The sequence below is a fragment of the Kitasatospora sp. SC0581 genome (assembly GCF_048159585.1).
GTDB lineage: Bacteria > Actinomycetota > Actinomycetes > Streptomycetales > Streptomycetaceae > Kitasatospora.
The window spans coordinates 68985-89160 of record NZ_JBLRWA010000015.1 but is presented as its reverse complement, the minus strand read 5'-3'; the positions used below and the strand labels follow the sequence as shown (position 1 = coordinate 89160).

The following is a 20176-nucleotide window of genomic DNA, read 5'->3' as shown; positions in this document are numbered from 1 at the left end:
GGTGGGTGCGGCGGGCGCGTCACGGGGTGGGCTCCGGCGCGGCCGGCCCGGTGCGGTGCGCCCGCCGGTCATAGCGCCAGAGCGCGGGGAGCGCGGCGGACACGGCGGCCGAGCTGCCGAGGCAGAGCAGGCCCCCCGTGCGCAGCGCCGCCCGGATGCCCTGGCGGGCCGCGAGCCCGCCCGCCCGCAGGTCGCCCAGGGCCGGCCCGGCGGAGCCGATCAGCATCTCCAACCCGGCCGCTCGGCCCCGGAGTTCGTCTGGAATGGACTGGTTCCAGATGGCGCTGCGGAAGGTGTCGCCGACCCAGTGCGCGCCGCCCGCGACGGTCAGGCAGAGCAGGACGGCCCACAGGCCCGGGGCGAAGGCGGCCGCCGCCGTCGCCGCGCCGACCAGCGCCGCGGAGAGCAGGACCAGCCGGCCGTGCCGGTGCACCCGCTCCGCCCACCCGCCGGTCGCGGCGGCGATCAGGCTGCCGGCCGCACCGGCCGAGTAGAGCAGGCCGAGCGCCCAGGTGGCGTCCAACTCCGCGGCCAGGAACGGGAAGAGCGCGGTGGGCAGGGCGAAGACGGTGGCCGCGAGGTCGGCCAGGTAGGTGCCGACCAGATCGGGCCGCCGGGCCGCGTACCGGGCGCCGTCGAGGAACTCGGTGAGCCGCGGCGCCTCGGCGTCCCGTTCCGAGGGGACCGGCCGGACCCGGGCGAGCAGGGCGATCGAGAGCAGGAAGGTGCCGAGGTCGACCAGGTAGGCCGCCGGGACGCCGGCGGTCGCGATCAGCAGGCCGGCCGCCGCCGGGGCGGCCACGCCGCCGATGCTCCAGCGCAGGGACAGCAGGGCACCCGCCGCCACCAGCTGGTCCTGGGGCACCAGGCGGGGGACCATCGCCTCGACCGAGGGCTGCTGGATGCCCTGGATCGCCGCCGCCACCCCGGCGGCGACGTAGAGCGGCCAGACGGCGGGGGTGCCGAGCAGCGCGTTGGCCAGCAGTAAGGCGCTGAGCGCGGCCAGGGCGACCTCGGTGGCCAGGGCGACGGTGCGGCGGTCGGCGCGGTCGGCGAGGACGCCGCCGTAGAGGCCGAACAGGATGACGGGCACGAGCTCGACCGCGCCGACCGCGCCCACGGCCAGCGGCGAGCCGGTGAGGTCGGCGATCTGGAGCGGGATCGCGGTCATGGTGAAGATCGAGCCGAGCAGGGTGACGGTGCCGGAGGTCCAGGTCAGCCGGAAGTCCCGGGAGGAGCGCCAGGGGGCGGTGTTCGGCAGCAGGCGGGACCAGGGGCGGTCGGGGCTGGAGGTGGGGTCGGGTCCGGAGGTGGGGTTCGGGTTGGAGGTCACGAGGGGTGGGATCCCTTCGCGGTCGTCGGCGTCGCGACGGCCGTCCTTATCGCTGATAAATTCCAGCTCGGGAACTTATCGGCGATAAGGTGGGTCTGGCAAGCGGATAACCCAGGAGGGCGATCGGATGGCGCTGCAACGCGACGAGGTGGTGCGCACGGCGCTGCGCCTGCTCGACGAGGAGGGCATCGACGGGCTGACCACCCGCCGGCTCGCCCGTGAACTCGGCGTCCAGTCACCGGCGTTGTACTGGCACTTCAAGAACAAGCGGGAACTGCTCGACCTGATGGCCGAGGCGATGCTCGCCGAGGCCCTCCCGCCCGACCGCGAGCCGGACCCGGCGCACTGGCCTGAGTGGATCGCCGCCGACGCCCGCGCCAAGCGCGGCGCCCTGCTCGCCTACCGCGACGGCGCCCGGGTGCACGCCGGCACCCTGCCCAGCGAGGACGAACTCCCGGCGGTCGAGGCCCAGTTGGCCGCCCTGTGCGGGGCCGGGCTGCGCCCGCGTACGGCGCTGCGGCTGCTGCTGACCGTCGACCGGTACATCATGGGCTGGGTCACCGAGGAGCAGGCCTGGCGGCAGGACACCGCGGACCGCGACCGGCCGCCGTTCCCGGACGAGGCGCTGCGCGAACTGCCGCTGCTGCGCGAGGCGGTGGACGTGCTGCGGATGACCGACCACGACGCGGACTTCGAGTACGGGCTGCGGGTGCTGATCGAGGGGTTCCGGGCGGAGATCGCGCGGGAGGCGGGGGAGGGCGCTCCGGTGACGGGGGAGGGCGCTCCGGTGTCGGAGGTCCGGGCCTCGGAGGGCCGGGCGCAGGAGGGCCGGTCGTCGGACGGGCCGGCGTGACTGGACTAGCGTGACGTCCATGACCACCCTTGATCCCCGCAGTACGGCCCTGGTCCTGATCGACCTGATGGACCGGATCGTCGCCAACCCGCTCGCGCCGCGCACCGGTTCGGAGGTGGTGGAGGCCTCGCTGGAGCTGGCCCGGGAGTTCCGGGCGACGGGCGCGCCCGTGGTCGCGGTGCGGGTCGAGCGGCCGAACGTCGCCGAGCAGCCGCCCGGGAGCGGGCTGGTCGCGGAGGTCGCGGCGGTGGCCGACGAGGTCGTGGTGAAGCGCACCATCGGCGCCTTCCAGGGCACCGGCCTGGACGGGCTGCTGCGGGCGCGGGGCGTGGAGACCCTGGTGTTCACCGGGATCGCCACCAACCTCGGCGTGGAGTCCAGCGCCCGGGCCGCCGGCGACCACGGGTACCGGCTGCTGTTCGTCGAGGACGCGATGGCCGCGCTCACGGCGGAGGAGCACCGGGCGTCGGTGGACCTGGACTTCCCGCGCCTCGGCGAGGTCGTCGTGGTGGCGGACGTGCGGTTGGGGTGAGCCGGCGGGGGACGGGGCTACGGCCGGGCGGGGTTTTGGCCGGGCGCGGTGCAGGGCTGTTACGGCCGGGCGAGGCGGAGGGCTTCGCGCAGCCGTCCCTGCGAGGCCGTGAGGAGGCGCGCGGCGGTGGGGGCGTCCACGTCCGCGAGCAGGGAGAGGATGGCGTCCTTGACCCGGCCGCCGGTCGCGCTCAGGGCGCGGTCGACCGCGGTCCCGTCGGCGCCGGTCGCCTCGGCGACGATCCGTCGGGCGCGGTCGCGCAGCTTGTCGTTGGTGGCGCGGAGGTCGACCATCAGATTTCCGTACGTCCGGCCGAGCCGGACCATCACCGCCGTGGACAGCAGGTTGAGCACCAGCTTCTGCGCCGTGCCCGCCTTGAGCCGGGTCGATCCGGCCAGCACCTCGGGGCCGACCTCCACCTCGATGCCCAGCTCGGCCGCGGCCGCGAGCGCCGAGCCGCGGTTGCACGCCAGCCCGACGGTCAGCGCCCCCGCCGCGCGTGCGGCGCGGACGGCGGCCAGCGGGTAGGGCGTACGGCCGGAGGCGGAGACGCCCACCAGGGTGTCGGCGGGGGTGAGGGCGAGCGCGGCCACATCGGCCTCGGCGAGGTCGGTGCGGTCCTCGGCACCCTCGGCCGCCGCTGTGACGGCCGGGCGCCCGCCCGCGATCAGGCCGACGACCAGCGCCGGATCGGTGCCGAAGGTCGGCGGGCACTCGACGGCGTCCAGCACGCCGAGCCGCCCGGCCGTCCCGGCGCCCGCGTAGACCAGCCGGCCACCACGCGCCATCCGGACGGCCACGGCGTCGACCACGGCGGCGATCCGCTCCAACTCCCCGGCGACGGCCTCGGGCACCGTGCGGTCCTCGGCGTTCATCAGCCGGAGCAGCTCGACCGTGGGCAACTCGTCGATCGCGGCCCACTCGGGGCGGATGGTCTCGGTCGCGGGAACGGTGTCACGACTCATGCGCCCGCCTCGCTTCGTGCGGCCGTGGCATTCGCCTGGGCATGTCGTCCGATGATTCGCTCGTTCATGCGGCCAGCCTCCCCGGGTGCGGGGTGCCCGAATCCGGGCAAGCGTGGATGGAGGGCATGAGGGGGCCGGCGCGAGGCGCAGGCGGTCTGGTCCTCGCTGCGGCCCTACTTCGACGAGCGGGTGCTGGCGGAGGCCCGGACGCTCGGGCTGCCGGGTGAACCGGCCGCACTGGGGGCGCTGTTCGGGCCGGCGGACCAGGCCCGGTTGGCGGCGGCGCTGACCAGGGCGAGTCTGGCGCACGTGGGCGCCGGCTGAGGGGCGGGTCGTCCGGAGAGTAGGTGGGGGTCACGCCATCCAGAAGAAGACCGCCGTCATCCGCCGCTCGGCCAGGTCGGTGCCGTAGTAGCCGGTGGCGCTGTGGATCAGGTTGGCGTGGTAGAGGAGCAGCTGGTTGTAGCGGTTGGGGACGCGGACGTCCTCGGTGAAGTGGTCGCCGGGAACGTGGCGGGTGCCGAGTGCCTCGACCAGGTTGGTGTGCGGGGCGTTGACCAGGTTGCCGCCGAGGCGGCCGCCGGGGAACTGCTGGCGGTAGAAGCTGGTGCCGGCGTCCTTCGGGGCGCCGGGGCTGAGGTAGAGGACGGCGGCGTAGCGGCAGAGCGCGCGGGAGTCGGTGTGGGGGCGGGATTCCGATTCCCCGGCGCCGACGACCTGGACGCAGTTGTGGTTGAGCGTGCCGCCGCCCGGGGTGCTCCGCACCCAGAGCCGGGAGGCGCCGGTGGCCTTGCGGACCAGCGACTCGACCCGGGCCAGTTCCCCGGGTTCCAGGCCCGGCATGGTGCGCAGCCCTGGCCAGGTCTCGGGGCGGTGCGGGTAGCCCTCGGTCCAGTCCCCGCGGGCCAGACAGCGCTCCCGGACGGCGTCCGGGTCGGGCAGCACGTTGTCCAGGACCCAGTAGTCCCGGCCCCGGGTGGGCTTGCGGTAGGGCAGGACCGGCAGGGTGGTGGGCCTGATGGGCTGTGAGGGCATGGGCCGACGATAGAGGCGGCCATCGCCAACCTTCTGCCGTGAGCAGGTCAACCTTTCGTCAAGGGTGCTCCGGCCCGGACACGTGGTTCAGCCCCTGGTCGGAGGCCGGGCCCGCGGCCTAGGCCTCCCGTACGGCGAAGCTCCCGAGGGCGCCCTCCAGACGGTCGTAGGCCCGGACCGCCGAGGGGCGGACGGCGGTGGCGATCGCCGCCTGCTCCTCGCCCGCCAGGGTGCGGCGGAACACCTCGGCGAACACAGCGCGGTCGACGGCGGCGAGCAGCGCGGCGGCGACGCGGCACTCGAAGCCGACGGGTCTCTCGTGCACCGCCTCGGCCAGCGCCTCGGCGAGCGCCGTCTCGCCCTGCTCGTGCAGCTCGCGCAGCCGGGCGCCCAGGGCGGGGCTGTCGAAGACGGTGCGGGCGAACTCCGGGCCGGAGAAGCCGAGCCGGGCGTCGTGCCGGTCGAGCCCGGCGAGGCAGTCGCGGCGCAGCGCGGCGAGCGCGGACTCGCCCGGCGCGCGCCCCGCGACGGTCGCGGCGAGCCGGACGACGAGCTCCTCGTGCAGGTCGAAGAAGAGGTCCTCCTTGCGCGGGAAGTGGTTGGTGACGGTCATCTTGGCGACGCCCGCGGCGGCCGCGACCTCGGCGATGGTCGTGCGGTCGAAGCCCTGCTCGATGAAGAGCCTGGTCGCGGCGTGCGAGATCGCCTCGCGGGTGCGGCGCTTGTTGAGCTCGCGCAGGCTCGGCGTGGTCGCGTTCTCGGTCATGCCGGGAGCGTAGCGCAGGTTGCTGGGTCGGGTACAGGAATTAGGCTTGACCCAATCAGTGGGTCCGGCCTAAGTTCTTCTCGGGCGGCCGGAGCGGCTGCCCGGGTGAGCGTCCGAGAGTGTGCCGAGCGAGCGTCGGGGTGCCGCACGCGGGTTCGGGGGGCGCTGGCCCGACTGCGACTAGGGGAGGGGCGCATGACGACATCCGTCGCCGCGAAGGACCAGCCGGGAGGAGTCCGGGAGGGGGCGCCGGAGCCGATTCCGGCGGGCCTGTGGAAGATGGCCTCGGTGCTCGCGCTGGGGCCGGTGCTCGCGCTGCTGGACAGCACGATCGTCAACGTCGGCATCGACTCCGTCGGCCGCGATCTGCACGGCTCGATCGCGGAGATGCAGTGGGTGGCCACGGGGTACCTGCTGGCGATCTCGCTGACCATGCCGCTCTCGGGGTGGGCCGCCGGCCGCTTCGGGGGGCGGCGGGCGTGGCTCGCCTCGGTCGTCCTGTTCGTGCTCGGATCGGCGCTGTGCGGCCTGGCCTGGTCGACGGGCAGTCTGATCGCCTTCCGGGTGCTGCAGGGGATCGGCGGCGGGATGATTCAACCGCTCGGCCAGGCGATCATCATACAAGCGGCCGGGCCGTCCAGGGTCGGGCGGGTGATGGGCACGCTGATGCTCCCGATCAGTCTGGCCCCGGTCCTGGGGCCGATCCTCGGCGGGCTGGTGCTGGAGCACTTCGACTGGCGTTGGATGTTCCTGCTGAACGTGCCGGTCGGGCTGGTGATCCTGCTGCTCGCCGCCCGCTGGCTGCCGACTGACGAGGCGTCGGACATACCGAAGCCCCGGCTGGACGTGACGGGGCTGGTGCTGCTCTCGCCCGGTCTGACCGGGCTGGTCTACGGGCTCTCGACGATCGGTGACGGCGCGACGGCCGGCTGGGTCGCGCTGGTGGTGGGCACGGTGCTGGTGGCGGTCTACGGCTGGCACGCGCTGCGGGTGGGCCGCAAGGTCGGCCGGGCGCCGCTGATCGACCTGCGGCTGTTCGCCCGGCGCGGGTTCTCCGTGGCGACGGCGAACAGCTTCCTCCAGGGCGCCGCGCTCTACAGCTCGATGTTCCTGGTGCCGCTGTACTACCAGCAGGTGAAGCACGCCGGGGCGGTGGAGGCCGGTCTGCTGCTGGCGCCGCAGGCCCTCGGTACGGCGGTCACCGCCATGCTGGCCGCCCGGATCACCGACCGCTTCGCGCCGCGTCCGCTGATCATGATCGGCATCGCCTGCTCCCTGGCCGGCATGCTCGCGTTCACCCGGCTGGGCAGCGGCTCCGAACCGGCGGCCTGGCTGATCGTCGGCTCGCTGGCGCTGCGCGGCGCGGGCATGGGGCTGATCGCGATACCCGGCCTGGCGGCGGTGTACGGGAGCGTCGAGAAGGCCCAGGTGCCGGCGGCGGCGGGCGCGGTCAACGTGCTCAACCGGCTCGGCGGGGCGCTCGGCACGGCGGTGCTGACGCTGGCGCTCCAGCAGGCGCAGGGCGGGCACCCCGACCAGCCGGGTGCGGCCTTCGGCGAGACCTTCTGGTGGGTGCTGGCCCTGTCGGCACTCGCCATCGCCCCGGCACTGCTCTACCCGAACACCCGCCCGTCCCGCTGACCGCCGAGCGGCTTCCGACCACCCAAACATGGAGGTACCCGTGTCCACCCGTCACCCCGGCGCTCTCCGCCTGCTCAGCGTGCACGCGCACCCCGACGACGAGTCCAGCAAGGGCGCGGCCACCCTCGCCCGGTACGCGGCCGAGGGCGTGGACGTCCTGGTCGCCACCTGCACCGGCGGCGAGCGCGGCTCGGTGCTCAACCCGGCCATGGACCGGCCCGAGGTCCGGGCCGACATCGCCCGCGTCCGCCGCGAGGAGATGGCGGCCGCCCGGGAGATCCTCGGTGTGCGCCAGCGGTTCCTCGGCTTCGTCGACTCCGGGATGCCCGGGCCGGGCGAACCGCTCCCGGAGGACTGCTTCGCGGCCCGGCCGGTGGAGCTGGCGGCGGCGCCGCTGGTCGCGCTGATCCGGGAGTTCCGCCCCCAGGTGGTCGTCACCTACGACGAGACCGGCGGGTACCCGCACCCGGACCACGTGATGACCCACCAGGTCACCGTGGCGGCCGTAGAAGCCGCCGCCGACCCGCAGCGCCACCCCGGGCAGGGCGAGCCCTGGCAGGTGTCCAAGCTCTACTACCACCTGGCGCTCTCCCGGGCCTGGTTCCAGGCGCTGCACACGGCCATGACGGAACGCGGAGTCCCCTCGGAGATGGGCGAGCTGCTGGCCGGCTGGCCCGACACCCCGCCCGCCCTGGCCACCACGACCCGGATCGCGTGCGCCGAGCAGTTCGCCGTACGGGACGCGGCGATGCTGGCGCACGCCACCCAGGTGGAGCCGGGCGTGGCCTTCATGGCCCACCCGCGGGACATCGAGCGCGAGGTCTGGCCGACGGAGGACTACCACCTCGCCCGGAGCCTGCTGCCGGAGGCCGGTGCGGCGGCCGCGGCGGGCGGGATCGAGACCGACCTGTTCGCCGGGCTCCGGGTGGAGGTGGAGGTGGAGGTGGGGGTGGGATGAGCCTCACGGTCGGCGTGGTGGCGCGGGCCGTCGTGGTGTGGGCCGTCGCGCTGTGGGCCGTTGTGGGGCGGGTGGTCGTGGTGCTGCTCGGTGGCGTGCGGGCTGCCGTCCGTTCAGCACTGGCCGTCGGCGAGCACGTAGAAGCCCGGGCCGGTCTGCTTCAGGGTGTGGGTGACGAAGGTGTTCCAGAGCCCCATGCTCTGGCCCGAGCCCAGCGCGAAGGTCAGGCCGCCGCTCTGGGTGGCACGGCCGGCCAGGACCTGGTCGTAGTTGCTGGCGGTGAAGCACTGGGGTGCGCCCCCGCCCGGGGTGGTCGCCGTCACCGCCGCCGAGCGGGCGCCGACCGTGCCCGAGCCGTCGACCGCCGCCACGGTGTAGCCGTACGTGGTGCCGGCCGCGAGTCCGGTGTCGGTGAAGGTCGTGCCGGTCGCGGTGCCGACCTGGCCGCCGTTGCGGAAGACCTGGTAGGAGGCCGCGCCGCTGACGGCCTGCCAGCCGAGGGCGATCGAACCGGCGGTCGCGCTCGCCGTCAGGCCGGTCGGGGCCGGCAGCCCGGGGTCGGTGGGGCCGGAACCACCGTCCAGCCCCCAGAACTGCGCGGTGTAGTAGCCGGAGCAGATGGTGTCGAGGAAGTAGGCGCCGGTCGCTCCGCACTGGTCGGCCCCGGAGCCCGGGTGGACGGCCAGGCCGTGGCCCATCCCGCTGATCGTGAACACTGCCACGGCGGGCTTTCCGCTCGCGTCGGCGTAGAGCTCCTGGGTGGTGCCGCCGGGGAGGCTCCGGGTGCCGGTCGGTTGGCGGCCGACGCCCTGGACGTTCGTCCACTGGTCCCGCAGCTCGGTCGCGTTCACCGGCCTGACCACGGTGTCGGCCGTGCCCTGCCAGATCGCCACCCTGGGCCACGGTCCGGTGTAACCCGGGTACGCGGCCCGGACCTTGTCGCCCCACTGGGCCGGGGTGAGCCCCTGGTCGGAGTTCTGGCAGCCGGAGGCGGCGGCCTGGGTGGCGGCGCAGTGGGCCGGCAGTCCGGAGTCGATCGCCCCGCCGGCGAACACGTCGGGGTAGTCGGCCAGCAGGTCGGCGGCCATCCCGCCGCCGGCCGAGAGCCCGGTGACGAACACCCGGCGGGCGTCCGAGCCGTACAGGGACTCGGCCTTGGTGACCATCTCGACCACCGACCTGGCCTCGCCGACGCCCCGGGCGGCCTTGCCCGCGTCGAACCAACTGAAGCAGGAGAGGCTGTTGTTGACGCTGCTGGTCTGCGGGAACACCACCGCGAAGCCGTACTGGTCGGCGAACTTGGTCCAGCCCGAGCTGCGGTAGTAGTCGGTGGCGCTCTGGACGCAGCCGTGCAGCGCGACCACCAGAGGAGCGCCGCTGGGCAGCCCGGCGGGGGTGTAGGTGTACATTGCGAGGTTGCCCGGGTTGGTGCCGAACCCGGTGACCTGCTGGAAGCTGCCGCTCGCAGTCGCGGTTGCGGCTGCGGCTGCGGACGGCAGGGTGGAAACCGTGTCGGAGGCCGCGGCCGCGCCGGGTGCGGCGGTACCGAGCGCGAGGACGGCGGCGGTGAACAGCGCCGCGGCGGTGGGGCGCAGGGGCATGGGGACTCCTGGGTGGGGGAGGAGGGGGCCGGTCCCGTGCAGCGTGGCGCGCCAGGAGCCCCGGTGCCATGTGGCGGTCATCCGGGGTCCGCCGCCCGGGCATGGCACGGGCCGCCATGGTCCGGCGGCCGCGGCCCCGTACCCACCGCGCGCCGTAAGGCACTTGAGGCAGGCGGCCGGACCAGGCAGGTTGATCCCATGACCACCGATGAGATCGCCGCCGAAGGCCCCCAGCCCACGAACGGCCCGGAGCGGCGGACCCGGACCCACACCTGGACGCCCGGCCCGCCGATCGCCGAGTTCACCCACCTGAGCGGAGAGGAGATCCTGCTGGAGTGGATCGCCGGGCGGATCCCGGAGCCCTCGATCTGCGGCACCATGGGCTTTCACCTGACCGAGGTGAAGCCGGGAACGGCGGTGTTCCGGGGCGAACCCGGAGACCACCTCCACAACCCGATGAACACCGTGCACGGCGGCTACCTGGCGGCCCTGCTCGACTCGGCCCTCGGCTGCGCCGTGCTGAGCAGGCTGCCGGCCGGGGTGGGCTACACCACCACCCAGCTCAACGTCCACATGCTGCGCCCGCTGTTCGCCGACTCCGGGACGCTGCGCTGCGAGGGCGTGGTGCTGCACCTGGGCCGGACGATGGCGACGGCGGAGGCCAGGGTGGTGGGCGCGGAGAACGGCAAGCTCTACGCGCACGCCACCACCACCTGCGCGATCCTGGCCCCCGCCCGGAGGCCTGACCGCCCAGAGTCCTGACCGAGCGGGTGGCCCGGCCGGGCGGCCGCCGTACCCGCCCCGGAACGGGCCGGCCCCGGCCGCTGTGGCGACCGGGGCCCGAACCTGGCACTCGGAGCAGCCGGAGGGGTCTGAGCGGTAGGAGCCGCTCAGAGTGCCCCGAGCAGGCCGCAGAGGGCGATGAGGCCGCAGATGCCGAAGTTGACCAGCTTGTGGGACAGGAAGATCGCGGCGAACTCGCGGATGGTCGCGCTCGGCCAGTAGTAGCGGGCGGTGGGGGAGCCGAAGACGTGGCCGTTGACGCCGGTCTCGCGGGCGAGCAGGGCGGCCCGGAAGGCGTGGAAGTTGTTGGTGACCACGACACAGCGGTAGTCGGGCTTGGCCTGTTCCATGATGGCCTTGCTGAACCGCAGGTTCTCCTCGGTGGTGCGCGAGCGGTCCTCCCGCTCGATGTGCTCGGCGGGGAAGCCGTGTTCGACCAGGTAGTCGGCCATCGCGTGGGACTCCGGCAGCTTCTCGTCCGGCCCCTGGCCGCCGGAGGTGATGAGCACCGGCGGGTTGCCGCGGGCGGCCTGCTTCTCGTACACCTCGCGGCCCCGGTTCAGCCGGCTGGCGAGCAGCGGCGGGACGCGCTCGCCGCCGATCAGTCCGGAGCCGAGTACGACCACGAAGTCCACGTCCTGGCGGGGCCGGTGGCGGCCGTAGAGGAAGGCGTAGCCGATGAAGCAGGTGAAGAGGAAGGAGACGTAGCCGATCACCAGGAGCAGGGTGCCGACCACGATGCCCAGTCGGGCCGAGCGGAGGGCGAGGGCCACGAACAGCATCAGGATGACGGCGACGATGCCCAGCCCGGCGAGCAGCGAGAGCAGGTTGGCCGGCCGTCTGCCCTCCTTGCGGATCATGGTCAGGCCGTTGGCGATGAGGAACCAGATCAGGGCCACGGTCCCGACGGTCGGCAGGAGGAAGATCGCCACCATCGCGATCTCCACCACCAGGGTGGGGGCTCTGCGCAGTTCGGCGAGCACGGCGAGGGAGAGCAGTGAGACGGCGATGCCGAGCAGGATGGCGTTGCTGAACTGGCGACGGTCGCGTAGTACCCCGAGTCCGAACAGGACGAAGAACAGGGCGGCTGGGGCATAGGCGATCATGCGCCGTATTCTACGGTCGCCGTAGGGTCGGGCCGTTGATCGGACCGGCCCGACCCCAGGGCTGCGGAGCGCTCAGGCGAAGCGTTCGATCGCGGCCAGGACTGCCTCCCGCATCCGCGGACTCCCCGTGTGCCCGGACTCGTCGATGACCGTGAGCCGCGCGTCCGGCCAGGCCTTGGCCAGCTGCCAGGCGGTGGCGAGCGGTCCGCCGAGGTCCAGTCGGCCGTGGATCAGCTCGCCGGGGATTCCGGCCAGCCGTCCGGCGTCGCGCAGCAGTTGGCCGTCCGGCAGGAAGGCCTGGTGCGAGAAGTAGTGGGCGGTGATCCGGGTGAAGCCCATCAGCGCCTCGGAGGGGCGGTCGGTGTACGCGTTCGGCTTGCCCAGCGACTCGTGCGAGATGACCGCGTCCTCCCAGGTGGCCCAGGCGTTGGCGGCGGCCCGGCGGACGGACTCGTCGGCGCTGTTGAGCAGCCGGCTGTAGGCGGCGAGCAGTTCGGAGGTGTCCCCGTCCCGGTCGGCGGGCGGAAGGAAGTCCCGGAACTCCTCCCAGGGCCCGGGCAGGAAGCGGCCCACACCCCGGTAGAGCCAGTCGGTCTCCTCGGGGCGGGTCATGGTGACCCCGCAGATCACGATCGCGGAGACCCGTTCCGGGTGGGCCTGCGCGTACGCGAGGATCAGCGTGGAGCCCCACGAGCCTCCGTACAGCAGCCACTTGTCGATGCCGAGGTGCTCGCGCAGCCGCTCCATGTCGGCGATCAGGTGCGCCGTGGTGTTGTGTTCCAGGCTGGTCGACGGGTCGGCGGCGTGCGGCCGGCTGAGCCCGCAGCCGCGTTGGTCGAACTGGACGAGGTGGTAGCGCTCCGGGTCGAAGTACCGTCGGGCGCCCGGGCTGTGGCCGGAGCCGGGCCCGCCGTGCACCACCACGGCCGGCCTGCCGGCCGGGTCGCCGGAGGCGTTCCAGTGGATCAGCTGACCGTCGCCGACGTCCAACAGGCCTTGTGCGTAGGGTTCGTAGAGGGGGTACGGCTCGGGCATCGGTGACTCCTCCGTGGTCGTACGGGCGGGGGCCCGGTGAGCCTACCCGTTGCCGGAGGCCGGGGTCCGGCCCGAGGAGGCGGCGTGGATGGAGGCCCGGGACGGGGAGGACCGGCCCCGGGCCCCGGGCTCAGCGCCGCTCCGGCGGCAGCAGGGCCGCGAGGCCGTCGAGGATCCGCTGGACGCCGAACTCGAAGCGGGCGTCCATGTTCGGCTCGGTGAGGTCGTCGGCGAGGTCGACCAGGTTGGGGAAGGTCTCGGCGGGCAGGGCGCGGAACAGGTCTCCGGCGGCGTCGGCGATGTCCCGGCGGCTGGTGCCGAGGACCTCGGAGGCCGAGATCGGCGACTGCTCCTGGAGCACGAAGCCCTGGACGAAGGCGCCGAGCAGGTAGCTGGCCATGGCGGCGTCGGCGTCGGTGAAGCCGGCCGCGCGGAGCCGGTCCAGCTGGTCCTCCATGAGCCCGAGCAGGTTGGGTCCGGGGGCGAGCCGGCCGGCGACGACCTTGGCCGCGTCCCGGGTGCCGAGCAGTAGGCGGCGGTAGCGCCAGCAGTACGCGTGGAACTGTTCGCGCCAGTCGCCCTCGCGCGGCGGGGGCTCGGCGGAGCCCATCACCGCGTCGGTGAGCAGGTCGAGGAGTTCCTGCTTGTTGCGGACGTGCCAGTACAGCGAGGCCGCCTTGACGCCGACCTCGGCGGCGACCTTGCGCATGGACAGCCCGGCCAGGCCGTCCCGTTCCAGGACGCGCAGTGCGGCCTGGGCGAGGGCCTCCCTGGTCAGGGCGGGTGTCGCGTCGTCGGTTCCGGGTGTGTCGGTGTGGTTCTGCGGCATGGCTGTGCGGACGCCTCCGGTGGTGCGGTCGATTCCCGCTTGCAATCTAACACCGTTAGGTGCACTCTGTGGCTGTCACGCCGACCCCTAACACTGTTAGGGGCTCATGATCGGAAGGGAACCCATGGAGAAGTCGAGCGCCCGCCGCAAACGGCTCGCGCTGCTCACGCTCTGCATCGCCATGTTCATGGCCATGCTGGACAACGTCGTCGTCAATGTCGCCCTGCCCCGCATCGGGCAGGAGCTGGACGCCGGGATCAGTGGTCTCCAGTGGGTCGCGGAGGGCTACAGCCTGGTCTACGCCGCACTCGTCCTGACCGGCGGCGCGCTGGGTGACCGCCACGGCCGTACCCGGATGTTCGTGCTGGGGCTCGGCCTGTTCACGCTCGGCTCCGCCGTGGCCGCGCTCGCCGGAACGATCGGCGTGCTGGTCGCGGGCCGGATGGTCCAGGGGGTCGGGGCGGCGCTGCTCACCCCCGGCAGCCTGACCCTGCTGGGGCACGTGTTCACCGACGAGCGCGAGCGGGCCAAGGCGATCGGCGTGTGGTCCGGGGTGTCCGCGATCGGCCTCTCGATCGGCCCGGTGATCGGCGGCCCGCTGGTCGAACACTTCGGCTGGGCCAGCGTGTTCTGGATCAACGTGCCGATCGGCGTGGCCGGCGTCCTGCTCGCCGCCAAGGTCCTCCCGGAGATCCCGCCGCGCGCCCGGCGGATCGACTTCGGCGGGTTCGCGCTCTCGGCGGCGGGCCTCGGCCTGCTCGTCTACGCCTTGATCGAGGGCCCCACGCGAGGCTGGACCGACCCCCGGGTGACCGGCTGCGGCGCTGCCGCCGCCGTCCTGCTGGCCGCCTTCCTGCTGCTCGAACTGCGCCTGGCCGAGCCGATGCTGGAGCTGCGGCTGTTCCGGGACGGCGCGTTGAGCGGTGCGCTGCTCAGCGGGTTCATGGTGAGCTTCGGGATGTTCGGGGCGCTGTTCTTCCTGCCGCTGATGATGCAGGGCGTGCTCGGCTGGTCCCCGTCCGGCGCGGGGTACGCCGGGCTGGCGATGACCGCGATGCTGGTGGTCGCCGGGCCGCTGTCCGGCCGATTCGCCGCCCGGTACGGCCCCCGGCCGCCGATGGTGCTGGGCCTCGCGCTGTGCGCGCTCGGTCTCGGCGGGCTGTCGCTGTACGGCGACCACGCCCGCTACCCGGAGTACCTGTGGACGCTGTTCACGATGGGCTTCGGCATGGGGCTGACCTTCACCCCGGTCTCGGTCGCGGTGCTCCAGCGGGTCGCCCCGGCGCAGACCGGGATGGCCTCGGCGACCGTCAACACCCTGCGCGAACTCGGCGGCGTGCTCGGGATCGCGGTGCTCGGCGCCGTCCTGACCAACCGGATGACCGACGGGCTGACCTCGGCCCTGCACCGACTCGGCGTCCCGCCGGAGGCCGTCGGCCCGATCGCGGACGCGCCGACCGGCGCGGCCCACGGCGGTGGCGGCGCGGCCGGCGCACTGCCCGAGCCGGTGCGCCAGGCGGTGGACGGGGCCTTCGTCGACGGCATCCACCTCGCGCTGCGCTGCGGCTCGGCCGTGCTCGCCGTCACCGCGGTCCTGGTCGCCGTCCTGGTCGGCCGGGCCCGCCCGCTCGCCCCGGCGGCCTCCGAAGAGCCGCGGCCGGAGGACCTGGCCGGGGCGGGCGTCGCCTGAGCCGCCGGGACCGACCGGTGAGGTGCTGTCAGGAGGTCGCGGGAGGTCGCGGAAGGCCGGGAAGGTCACAGGAGGTCGCGCGAGGTCAGCGGATCCCTTCCACCGCCGCCTGCGCCGTGCGGGCCAGTTCGCGCCGGGCGCCCGCCCGCCCGGGCCGGGGCCCGGGCGGTGGTATCGGCGGCAGGAAGGTCACGTCGGCGACCAGCCCGCGGGCCGCGACCACCCGGGCGAGCGAGGTGAGCAGCCCGTCGTCCCCGATGAAGGCGGGCACGCTGGTCGGCCGTCCGTCCGCCAGCCGGTAGCGGATCGTCACCGGCTGGACGTCGGCACCCGCCTCCACCGCCGCCTGGAACAGCGCGGGCCGGAACCGGCCGCTCTCCCGCCCGCACCAGGTCGACCCCTCCGGGAAGACGATCACCGGGTGGCCGGAGCGCAGCACCTCGGCCACCGTCGCGACGGTGTCCGGCAGCGTCCGCAGCCGGTCGCGGTCCAGGAAGACGGTGCCGCCCAAGGCGATCAGCGGTCCGAGCACAGGCCACCGGCGGACCTCGGTCTTCGCCAGCGACCGGCCCGGCCGCCCGGCGGCGAGCAGCGGTATGTCCAGCCAGGACACGTGGTTGGCCACCACCAGCACCCCGCCGTCCGCGCCGGGCCCCCAGCCGTCGGGCCCGGCGAGGTGGACCGTCACCCCGAGGGTGCGCAGCACGACCCGGGCCCAGAGCCGGGCCAGCCGGTTCCGGGCGCGGTCCCGGAGCAGCCGGACCGGCGGGAGGAGCACGACCCCGGCCAGCACCGCCGCCAGACAGGCCGTCAGCCGCAGCGCCCGCCGGGGGTGGGAGACCCTCGGCGGGACGTCGGCCAGGCAGGTCTCGGGCCGGCAGGTCGCGGTGGGCAGCCAGACGCTCACGACGAGGCGCCCGAGGCGGGTCCGCCGGACAGGAAGTGCCGCAGGTAGCGCGGGTCGGTGCGCTCCAGCGACAGCAGCACGTACAGGTCGGCGCAGTCGAAGTCCGGGTCGTACGCGGGCGTGCCGCAGACCCAGGCGCCGAGCCGCAGGTAGCCGCGGAGCAGGGCCGGCAGCGCGCCCCGCTCGGCGCGTGCCACCCCGGTGGCGTCCCAGGGACGGTGCGGGGTGACCCGGTACTCCTCGGGCGCCAGGTGCTTGGCGCTGACGGTGTCCCAGACCCGGGCCGCGGTGGCGCCGCCGTCCGCCAGCTCGATCGAGCAGCAGCCGCCGACCCAGGTGTTGCCGGTGTCGGCCAGGTAGCGCGCGATGCCGCCCCACATCAGGTTGATGACGGCGCCGTTGCCCCGGTGGTCCGGGTGGATGCAGGAGCGCCCGAGCTCGACCAGGCCGGGGCGGACCGGCGCGAGCGCGGAGAGGTCGAACTCGCCGTCCGAGTACAGCCGTCCGGCCCGGCGCGCGGCCTCGGGGCGCAGCAGCCGGTAGGTGCCGACGACGGTGCCCCGCTCGCCCTCGCGGACCAGCAGGTGGTCGCAGAACTCGTCGAACGGGTCGACGTCCAGGCCCGCGACCGGGCTGTGCAGTTCGGCGCCCAGCTCGGTGCCGAAGACCTGGTGGCGCAGCCGCTGGGCGGCGCGCACGTCGTCCTCGTCGCGGGCGAGGGAGACGGTGTACGAGGCCGGGGCGGCGGGCCGGTGGGGGCGGGGCGCGGGGACCGCCGGGGCGTCGTGGGTGGTGGTGACTGCGGACGGAGCGTACGTGGGGACGGTGGTCATGGCGGACCCTCCAGGGCAGCACGATCGGCGGTGCCGTGGATCACCAGGGCACCGTCCCGGTCCGCAGGCGGTTGGGCATGGACGCGAACCGGTCCCCGTGTTTCTCTCCGAATCGGTTGGCATTCATGTTGCGGCCCGGAGGACCGCAGATGTGCACCTGTTGAATGGCACCACCCGTGGCCCGGCGGTCATCTGCCCGGCACCGGGCGCTCGTTCGCGGGGGGTGGACAACACGCACCACGGGGGCGTACGGCCGCACCGCACGCCCCCGTTGTCGCGACCCCGCGGTCGTCACGCGGCTGCTGTCACGCCGCTGTCGTCACGATCGCGCCGTCACGCCGCTCGCGTCACGTCGCTGTCGTGACGATCCGACGTGCCGCTGTCGTGACGATCGCGGCGCGCCGCTCAGAACGCCCGCCAGCCCTCCGGGTCGACCCCGCCCGGGACGGCGCCGGCCGGGCCGTACGGCTCGCGGGTGTAGACGAAGGAGCCGACGTCGAGGTGGCTGACCGTGCCGTCGGGGTGGCGGACCACCCGCAGGGTCTCGCCCGCGTAGTAGTTCTCCACACCGGTCCAGGTGCCGTCCGCCTCGGGCCGGAAGCGCGAGCCCCGGCCGCGGCCGGTGAGCGGGGTGAGCTCCAGCACCCGCCCGGGCCGCAGCCGCAGGGCGGCCGGCGCGGCGCCCCAGTACCAGGGGCCGGTGAGCTCCAGCAGCTCCGCGTCCACCTCGGCGAGCGGGCGCCACGGTTCGGGCAGCCGGGGCTCCAGGTCGGCGGTGAGCGCGATCAACTCGGCGGCCAGCGACGGGGCGCTGGCGCCGTTGGTGGCGTTGGAGAGGGCGTACGCGGCCAGGCCGTCGGTCTCGCTGATCCACAGGCCCGCGGTGAAGCCGGGCATCGAGCCGGTGTGCCCGTACAGCAGCCGGCCCTCGTCGCGGCGCAGTTGCAGGCCGAGGCCGTAGCCGCTGGTCCACTCGGCGTCGTCCGGGGCGACGGCCGGGCGGCGCATCTCGGCGACGGTGTCGGCGGACAGCACCCTGTCGTCGCCGGCCGTCAGGAAGGCCGCCCAGCGGGCCAGGTCGGCGATGGTGGACCAGAGTTGGCCGGCCGGCGCCATCAGCCCGGTGTCGGTGAGCGGCTCGGGCAGCATGACGTCGGCCCAGGGGTGGACGGCGAAGCCCCCGGCGTGCGGGTGCTCGGGCAGCAGCGTGGTGCGGTCCATGCCGAGCGGGGCCAGCACCTCGCGGCGCAGCACCTCGCCCCAGGGCTCGCCGCGCAGCTTCGCGACCAGGGCGCCGAGCAGCGCGTAGCCGGGGTTGGAGTAGTGGTGCACCCGCCCGGCGGGGTGCTTCAGCGGCCGGTCGGCCTCCAGGACGTCGTCGAGGCCGGGGCGCAGCGAGCCCTCGGTCCGCTCCCACCACGGGCCGGGGGTCTCGGCGGTCAGGCCGGAGGAGTGCGCGAGCAGTTGGGCGACGGTCGCGTCGTCGGCGGGGGTGCCGGGCAGGTGGCGGGAGAGCGGGTCGGCGAGGTCGAGCAGGCCCTCGTCGCGCAGCCGCATCACCAGCACGGCGACGAAGGTCTTGGTGAGCGAGCCGATCCGGTACTGGACGTCCGGGGTCGGCGCGTGCCCGTCGACCATGCTGCGGGCGCCGCTCCACACCGGCCGCCCGTCGCGCAGCACTCCGGCGACCATCGAGGGCGTGCGCCCCTCGGCCTGGGCGACGGCGAGCCGGTGCAGCAGGGCTCGGCGGGTGGCGGGCAGCAGCTCGGAGGGGAGGTCGGTCATGTGGGCTTCTGGACTCATCGACATGTGCACGGACAGTAGTCCAGCCCGGCCGCGACGCCGACCCAATAATCCCGCGCACGGGCCCCATAACCCCGCGCCCGGGCCCGGTGACCGGATCAGGCCGGGCCCGGTGACCGGATCAGGCCGGGCCCGGTGACCGGATCAGCCCGGCAGCGGCGGCAGTTCCGGCCGCTCCAGCCAGGCCTCGAAGAGCGGGCCGAGCGGCGCGGCGGTGTACCGGGCGGCGTGCGCGCGCAGGTCGGCGGTGGCGACCACGCCGTGCCGGTTGGCGCCCGTCCAGTCCCGCAGCATCGCGAAGAACGCGTCGTCGCCGAGCGCCCGCCGCAGCGCGTGCACCACCAGCCCGCCGCGCTGGTACAGCCGGTCGTCGAACATCAGCCTGCGGCCGGGGTCGCCGAGTGTCAGGTCCTGCGGCAGCCCGGCCAGCAGCCGGTGCGCGGCGGCGGCGTGCACGGCCGCGCCCGGGCCGCCGGCGTGCTCGGACCAGAGCCACTCCGCGTACTTGGCGAAGCCCTCGTTGAGCCAGATGTGCCGCCAGTCGGCGATGGTGACGCTGTTGCCGAACCACTGGTGGGCCAGCTCGTGGGCGATCAGCCGCTCGCGCTCCCAGCCGCCGCCGAGGTGGTTGGTGCCGAAGGTGGCGACGCCCTGCGCCTCCACCGGGACGTCCAGCTCCTCGTCCGCGACGACCACCGCGTACTCGCCGAACGGGTACGGGCCGAAGACCTCGCCGAAGTACGCCGCCATCTCCGGCTGCCGGGCGAAGTCCCGGGCGAAGGCGGCGGCCAGCCGCTCCGGCACGTAGCCGGTCTGCGGCACCGCCGGGCGCACCGCCAACGGCACCGGCCGGTAGTGCCCGATCGACACCGTCACCAGGTACGTCGGGGTCGGCGCGCTCTGCTCGTACACCCAGGTGGTGCTGGACGCCCGGGTGGTGCGGGTCAGCAGCCGGCCGCTCGCCACCACCGTGAACGGGGACGGCGTGGTGAGCGCCAGCTGGTAGGTCGCCTTGTCGGCGGGGCGGTCGTTGCACGGGAACCAGGACGGCGCGCCGACCGGCTGGCTCGCCACCAGCGCGCCCTCGGTCAGCTCCTCCCAGCCCAGGCCGCCCCACGGGCTGCGCACCGGGCGCGGGTTGCCCGCGTAGTGCACCTCGACGGTGAACGCCGCGCCCGGCGCGAGCGCCCTGGCGGGGCGGATCCGCAGCTTGCCGCCGCGGTGGGTGTAGCGGGCGGCCTTGCCGTCGACCAGCACCCGGCCGATCCGGAACTCGGCCAGGTCGAGCGCGAACTCGGCCAGCGCCGCGTCCGCGACCGCGCTCAGCCGGGCCGAGCCGGCCAGCCGGTTGGGCCCGGGCCGGTAGTCCAGCGCCAGCTCGTAGCGGTGCACCCGGTAGCGGTGGTCGCCGCTGTTCGGGAAGTACGGGTCCGGGGCGCCGGCGGCCGCCGGGACGTGCTTGGGCTTCACGGGGACGTGCGCTTCCTGCGGGCCGGGACGGGGGGA

Annotated in this window: 19 protein-coding genes; 7 read left to right on the top strand and 12 right to left on the bottom strand. The window is 74.4% G+C overall.

The window, feature by feature from the left end; all coding sequences use genetic code 11:
- Positions 1-19: 19 nt before the first annotated feature.
- Complete coding sequence (locus tag ACLWS4_RS22725; protein WP_416875070.1) at positions 20-1333, bottom strand: MFS transporter; 1314 nt, start codon at positions 1331-1333, stop codon at positions 20-22.
- Positions 1334-1460: 127 nt separating this feature from the next.
- Between ACLWS4_RS22725 and ACLWS4_RS22720 the strand changes: the two genes are divergently transcribed.
- Together ACLWS4_RS22720 and ACLWS4_RS22715 are read left to right on the top strand one after the other, a co-directional pair.
- Positions 1461-2186 (top strand): TetR/AcrR family transcriptional regulator C-terminal domain-containing protein, encoded by a 726-nt coding sequence (locus tag ACLWS4_RS22720; RefSeq protein WP_416875069.1) that lies wholly within the window; start codon positions 1461-1463, stop codon positions 2184-2186.
- Positions 2187-2205: 19 nt separating this feature from the next.
- Complete coding sequence (locus tag ACLWS4_RS22715; protein WP_416875068.1) at positions 2206-2718, top strand: isochorismatase family protein; 513 nt, start codon at positions 2206-2208, stop codon at positions 2716-2718.
- A gap of 59 nt (positions 2719-2777) precedes the next feature.
- Here ACLWS4_RS22715 and murQ read toward each other — a convergent pair whose 3' ends face one another.
- The gene (murQ, locus tag ACLWS4_RS22710) at positions 2778-3683 is read right to left on the bottom strand and encodes an N-acetylmuramic acid 6-phosphate etherase (protein ID WP_416875067.1); all 906 of its coding nucleotides are present in this window, start codon (positions 3681-3683) and stop codon (positions 2778-2780) included.
- A 189-nt stretch (positions 3684-3872) separates the two neighbouring features.
- On the opposite strand from murQ, the gene ACLWS4_RS22705 reads away from it, so the two are divergent.
- Positions 3873-4007, top strand: a complete 135-nt coding sequence (locus ACLWS4_RS22705) for a hypothetical protein (protein WP_416875066.1) — start codon at positions 3873-3875, stop codon at positions 4005-4007.
- A gap of 30 nt (positions 4008-4037) precedes the next feature.
- On the opposite strand, the gene ACLWS4_RS22700 is transcribed toward ACLWS4_RS22705, so the two are convergent.
- Positions 4038-4718: a DUF6445 family protein gene (locus ACLWS4_RS22700; RefSeq protein ID WP_416875065.1), complete on the bottom strand. Its 681-nt coding sequence runs from the start codon at positions 4716-4718 to the stop codon at positions 4038-4040.
- A 118-nt stretch (positions 4719-4836) separates the two neighbouring features.
- Positions 4837-5484 carry a TetR/AcrR family transcriptional regulator gene (locus ACLWS4_RS22695; RefSeq protein ID WP_074003609.1) on the bottom strand — a complete coding sequence of 216 codons (648 nt, stop codon included), beginning with the start codon at positions 5482-5484 and terminating at the stop codon, positions 4837-4839.
- A gap of 195 nt (positions 5485-5679) precedes the next feature.
- Between ACLWS4_RS22695 and ACLWS4_RS22690 the strand changes: the two genes are divergently transcribed.
- Entirely contained in the window at positions 5680-7125 is a 1446-nt protein-coding gene (locus tag ACLWS4_RS22690; protein WP_416875064.1) for an MDR family MFS transporter, read from the top strand.
- A 28-nt stretch (positions 7126-7153) separates the two neighbouring features.
- Complete coding sequence (mca, locus tag ACLWS4_RS22685) at positions 7154-8083, top strand: mycothiol conjugate amidase Mca (protein ID WP_416875063.1); 930 nt, start codon at positions 7154-7156, stop codon at positions 8081-8083.
- 113 nt (positions 8084-8196) lie between these two features.
- Here the strand turns inward: mca and ACLWS4_RS22680 are convergent, their stop codons facing one another.
- Entirely contained in the window at positions 8197-9684 is a 1488-nt protein-coding gene (locus tag ACLWS4_RS22680; protein WP_416875062.1) for a PHB depolymerase family esterase, read from the bottom strand.
- A gap of 198 nt (positions 9685-9882) precedes the next feature.
- Between ACLWS4_RS22680 and ACLWS4_RS22675 the strand changes: the two genes are divergently transcribed.
- Entirely contained in the window at positions 9883-10446 is a 564-nt protein-coding gene (locus ACLWS4_RS22675; protein ID WP_388049565.1) for a PaaI family thioesterase, read from the top strand.
- 128 nt (positions 10447-10574) lie between these two features.
- Here ACLWS4_RS22675 and ACLWS4_RS22670 read toward each other — a convergent pair whose 3' ends face one another.
- From ACLWS4_RS22670 to ACLWS4_RS22660, 3 genes are all read right to left on the bottom strand, one after another.
- The gene (locus ACLWS4_RS22670) at positions 10575-11573 is read right to left on the bottom strand and encodes a YdcF family protein (protein ID WP_049654556.1); all 999 of its coding nucleotides are present in this window, start codon (positions 11571-11573) and stop codon (positions 10575-10577) included.
- Between the two features lie 72 nt (positions 11574-11645).
- Positions 11646-12608 carry a prolyl aminopeptidase gene (gene pip, locus ACLWS4_RS22665; RefSeq protein WP_416875061.1) on the bottom strand — a complete coding sequence of 321 codons (963 nt, stop codon included), beginning with the start codon at positions 12606-12608 and terminating at the stop codon, positions 11646-11648.
- A gap of 130 nt (positions 12609-12738) precedes the next feature.
- Positions 12739-13437, bottom strand: coding sequence for a TetR/AcrR family transcriptional regulator (locus ACLWS4_RS22660; RefSeq protein WP_074003603.1), 699 nt, complete (start codon positions 13435-13437; stop codon positions 12739-12741).
- A gap of 124 nt (positions 13438-13561) precedes the next feature.
- Here ACLWS4_RS22660 and ACLWS4_RS22655 point away from each other — a divergent pair, with 124 nt between their 5' ends.
- The gene (locus ACLWS4_RS22655) at positions 13562-15127 is read left to right on the top strand and encodes an MFS transporter (protein WP_416875060.1); all 1566 of its coding nucleotides are present in this window, start codon (positions 13562-13564) and stop codon (positions 15125-15127) included.
- An 85-nt stretch (positions 15128-15212) separates the two neighbouring features.
- Here ACLWS4_RS22655 and ACLWS4_RS22650 read toward each other — a convergent pair whose 3' ends face one another.
- From ACLWS4_RS22650 to ACLWS4_RS22635, 4 genes are all read right to left on the bottom strand, one after another.
- Positions 15213-16034 carry a lysophospholipid acyltransferase family protein gene (locus ACLWS4_RS22650; protein ID WP_416875059.1) on the bottom strand — a complete coding sequence of 274 codons (822 nt, stop codon included), beginning with the start codon at positions 16032-16034 and terminating at the stop codon, positions 15213-15215.
- Positions 16031-16867 carry a GNAT family N-acetyltransferase gene (locus tag ACLWS4_RS22645; RefSeq protein WP_416875058.1) on the bottom strand — a complete coding sequence of 279 codons (837 nt, stop codon included), beginning with the start codon at positions 16865-16867 and terminating at the stop codon, positions 16031-16033. The genes ACLWS4_RS22650 and ACLWS4_RS22645 overlap by 4 nt, the downstream gene beginning before the upstream one ends.
- A 405-nt stretch (positions 16868-17272) precedes the next feature.
- On the bottom strand, positions 17273-18652 hold the full coding sequence (locus ACLWS4_RS22640; RefSeq protein WP_416875057.1) for a serine hydrolase domain-containing protein: 1380 nt from the start codon (positions 18650-18652) through the stop codon (positions 17273-17275).
- Positions 18653-18814: 162 nt separating this feature from the next.
- Positions 18815-20140 (bottom strand): M1 family metallopeptidase, encoded by a 1326-nt coding sequence (locus ACLWS4_RS22635; protein ID WP_387824387.1) that lies wholly within the window; start codon positions 20138-20140, stop codon positions 18815-18817.
- Between the last annotated feature and the right edge of the window lie 36 nt (positions 20141-20176).

Coding starts and splice junctions, on each gene's coding strand:
- ACLWS4_RS22700 (WP_416875065.1), bottom strand. CDS start 4,718: ATGCCCTCACAGCCCATCAGGCCCACCACCCTGCCGGTCCTGCCCTAC.
- ACLWS4_RS22670 (WP_049654556.1), bottom strand. CDS start 11,573: ATGATCGCCTATGCCCCAGCCGCCCTGTTCTTCGTCCTGTTCGGACTC.
- pip (WP_416875061.1), bottom strand. CDS start 12,608: ATGCCCGAGCCGTACCCCCTCTACGAACCCTACGCACAAGGCCTGTTG.
- ACLWS4_RS22715 (WP_416875068.1), top strand. CDS start 2,206: ATGACCACCCTTGATCCCCGCAGTACGGCCCTGGTCCTGATCGACCTG.
- murQ (WP_416875067.1), bottom strand. CDS start 3,683: ATGAGTCGTGACACCGTTCCCGCGACCGAGACCATCCGCCCCGAGTGG.
- ACLWS4_RS22695 (WP_074003609.1), bottom strand. CDS start 5,484: ATGACCGAGAACGCGACCACGCCGAGCCTGCGCGAGCTCAACAAGCGC.
- ACLWS4_RS22675 (WP_388049565.1), top strand. CDS start 9,883: ATGACCACCGATGAGATCGCCGCCGAAGGCCCCCAGCCCACGAACGGC.
- ACLWS4_RS22680 (WP_416875062.1), bottom strand. CDS start 9,684: ATGCCCCTGCGCCCCACCGCCGCGGCGCTGTTCACCGCCGCCGTCCTC.
- ACLWS4_RS22660 (WP_074003603.1), bottom strand. CDS start 13,437: ATGCCGCAGAACCACACCGACACACCCGGAACCGACGACGCGACACCC.
- ACLWS4_RS22640 (WP_416875057.1), bottom strand. CDS start 18,652: ATGACCGACCTCCCCTCCGAGCTGCTGCCCGCCACCCGCCGAGCCCTG.
- mca (WP_416875063.1), top strand. CDS start 7,154: ATGGAGGTACCCGTGTCCACCCGTCACCCCGGCGCTCTCCGCCTGCTC.
- ACLWS4_RS22655 (WP_416875060.1), top strand. CDS start 13,562: ATGGAGAAGTCGAGCGCCCGCCGCAAACGGCTCGCGCTGCTCACGCTC.
- ACLWS4_RS22720 (WP_416875069.1), top strand. CDS start 1,461: ATGGCGCTGCAACGCGACGAGGTGGTGCGCACGGCGCTGCGCCTGCTC.
- ACLWS4_RS22690 (WP_416875064.1), top strand. CDS start 5,680: ATGACGACATCCGTCGCCGCGAAGGACCAGCCGGGAGGAGTCCGGGAG.
- ACLWS4_RS22645 (WP_416875058.1), bottom strand. CDS start 16,867: ATGACCACCGTCCCCACGTACGCTCCGTCCGCAGTCACCACCACCCAC.